General features: G+C 69.6%; 2 protein-coding genes and 1 pseudogene. All 3 read right to left on the bottom strand.

What is annotated here, in order from left to right; genetic code table 11:
- A pseudogene (locus Q0U08_RS19705) lies at nucleotides 1-680 on the bottom strand (outer membrane beta-barrel protein); the annotation flags it as partial.
- Nucleotides 681-870: 190 nt separating this feature from the next.
- Nucleotides 871-1323, bottom strand: a complete 453-nt coding sequence (locus Q0U08_RS19700) for a DUF2793 domain-containing protein (protein WP_298093488.1) — start codon at nucleotides 1321-1323, stop codon at nucleotides 871-873.
- The coding region (locus Q0U08_RS19695) for a phage tail protein (protein ID WP_298093487.1) at nucleotides 1320-2596 on the bottom strand (1277 nt) is incomplete at its 5' end. The genes Q0U08_RS19695 and Q0U08_RS19700, both read right to left, overlap by 4 nt.

Raw genomic sequence — 2596 nt, 5'->3', positions numbered from 1 at the left:
TCACCGAAGTTGTAGGTCAGGCCACCCAGGATCGAGTGCGACCGGAAACGACCGTCATGCGTGTTGTTCGCGATGTCGACCAGACGGACGTTCTCGGCGTTGAAGAAGCGATACTTCAGCGTCGCGTCCAGGTTCTCGCTCAGCGGCGCGCGGATACCCGCCAGAGCCTGCCATGCGAAGACCGTGTCGGAGTCGTCCAGGAAGTCTGCACGCTGGTTCAGCGCGTAGTTCGCCTTGACGCGTGCAACGCCGACGCCGCCGCCGACAAAGCCCTGGATCGAGTCGTCTTCACCGAAGTCGAGCAGGCCGTTCAGCATGAAGCTGAGCGCCGAGCTGGAGCCGCCGGCATAGTCATAGTTGCCGGCTGCAACGGTGCCCGCACCGATGCCGGTGTTGGTCAGCGTGGTCGACGAGAAGCCGTCCACGGTTGCCTTGCGATAGCCGACCTCGGTTTCGAGACGGAAACCGCCGAAATCATAGCCCATTACGGCATCGACGTCGTAGCCGTAATCATGGTCGACGCTGGCCACGCCAGTGCGCGAGCCGGTGATGTCATAGTCGATATCCTCGACGATCATCGCACCGCCTTCGACGCCTACGTACCACGACTTGTCGCGGGCGAGGGCGGGCGAAGCCAGAGCGGTGGAGGCGAGTGCCAGAACAATGGCAATCTTCCGCATCATAGTCCCCTTTCTTGGTTGTCACTACGGACAGCGCAAACTCACTATTGGAGCGTTGGTTTCCGTGCAAGCTGACAAAAACCGCAAGGTGTTGCTCGAAAGGCACAACTTTTATCGGCGGTCGGACCGTTCTGGACTGGCGACGAAACGATCCTCCCCCCCGGATTACCTCTGCGGAAGGACCAGCAATTCAGCCTTTGATCCAGCCATGTGCGCGCATCGACGCCAGCATGGAACCGATCGCTGCACGCGCCTCCGCATCGATCACACCACCGCCCGCCGGGGCGTCGATCGCGGAAGCGGGTGCGGTCCGCCGCCACTCCTCGCCATCGAACCGGGCCGTCCCGCGATCCGCCCGGTTCCATACCGCAAACCCGACCCAGGGAAGCATGAAGCGCCACCCGCCGGCGGTCCATCCAGCCAGCGCGCCGGCATGATCCGCCCATGCCCCCTCCGGTGCGGCTCCGACCACCCATGCCTCCCCGTGCGCGGGTGCGGCCGGCGGCGCGTTGCGCCCTATCTCCACCACCGATGGTTGCACCGCCAGATCGATCAACGCCAGTGCCTCGTTATGCGTAATCTCCTTCTGCGCCTGGCCCGCCACCAGCAGCGGCAACCGCATCCGCGCGCTTGATTCCATCATGCCCCGTTCCTCCCCATGACCGTCAGCATCAGCGGTGGCGACTCTGCCAGCGTACCGCGCTGGCGTATCGCTACCACCGCGCCGGGCGCCGCGGCGATCTCCAGTCGCGGTTCCACCGTCTCCACATCCGTTCCGTCGACGCTCACCCGGTATGCCTCGCGCTCCTCGCCCAGCGGGGCATCCACCCCGTCCAGCCAGCGCCATCCCGCCCGGCTGCGGCGTATCCAGCCGATCGCCACCCGCCCGTCCGCCAGCCTGTACTGACGCGCGCCCGCGGGCATCGGCGGCCGGACGGAGGCGCCGGCGATCATGAGGGTCGCGACCACCCCCTCGATCCCGTCGCCCACTCCGTGCGCCATCACCTGCACCCGGCGGCCCAGCGCCGCGACCGGCAGATCGATGGTCCGCGCCGCGCCCGGCTCCAGCAGGACGAAGCGGTCGCCCGGTCGCTGCCCGCCGATCGCCGCCTCCGTGCCCCGCAGGCCCCGGCGCAGGCCTTCCAGTCGCCACCGGCCGCCACCGGCGCCCGTGGCGCGCGCGAACTGGATCAGCTCGTCCCCCAGCAGCGCCAGGTTCGCGCCCCCGTCCAGCGCCGCGTCATCGGCGTCGTGCAACCGCCCCTCGACATGAACGACAAGATCCGCACGGTCATCGACCAGTGCCGCCGATCCTCCCGGCGCGAGCGCAACGATCCTTCCCATCACCGCGGGCGCCGCCGTCATCCCCCCTGCGACCCAGCTCGCCCCGTCGTCCAGGCTGTAGTGCAGGCTGGCGGACCGCCACCCGGGTCCGCCCGCCGCCGCCACCGTCAGCCGCGGCGCCGCCAGCACCGCATCGTCCAGGGCCGGCGTCTCGAACACCGCCAGTCGCGTCGCCCCCGCCACCCGGTCGGCCGCCCCGACATGCCGGCCGGATGCGGCGGACAGCGGCAGGCTGGCCGGCACCAGCGGCACCAGGTCCAGCCGCACCACCATCGCCTCCACCGCAACTTCGGTTACCCGCCACACGCCCTCCTCGCCCGCGATCCGCACCGTGTCGCCCGGCCCGATGCCCATATCGTCGAGGTCCAGCGTCACCGTGCGCCGCATCCGGGCGCCCTCGGCCCGCGCCAGCAGGGTGGCCGCCAGCGTCTTGGCCTCTCCCGCCGGGATCGCCGCGGGCAGGTCCAGCCGCACCTCGCGCACCCCGCTGCCCGGTCGCCGGGCATGCTGCACCCCCAGTTGATAGTCGCGCGCGGGGTCGTGATGGGCGACGACGGCGCGCACCGGCACGC

This window comes from uncultured Sphingomonas sp., assembly GCF_946477935.1.
Taxonomy (GTDB): domain Bacteria; phylum Pseudomonadota; class Alphaproteobacteria; order Sphingomonadales; family Sphingomonadaceae; genus Sphingomonas.
The sequence above is the reverse complement of the archived record's forward strand: the minus strand, read 5'-3'. Positions and strand labels throughout refer to the sequence as shown.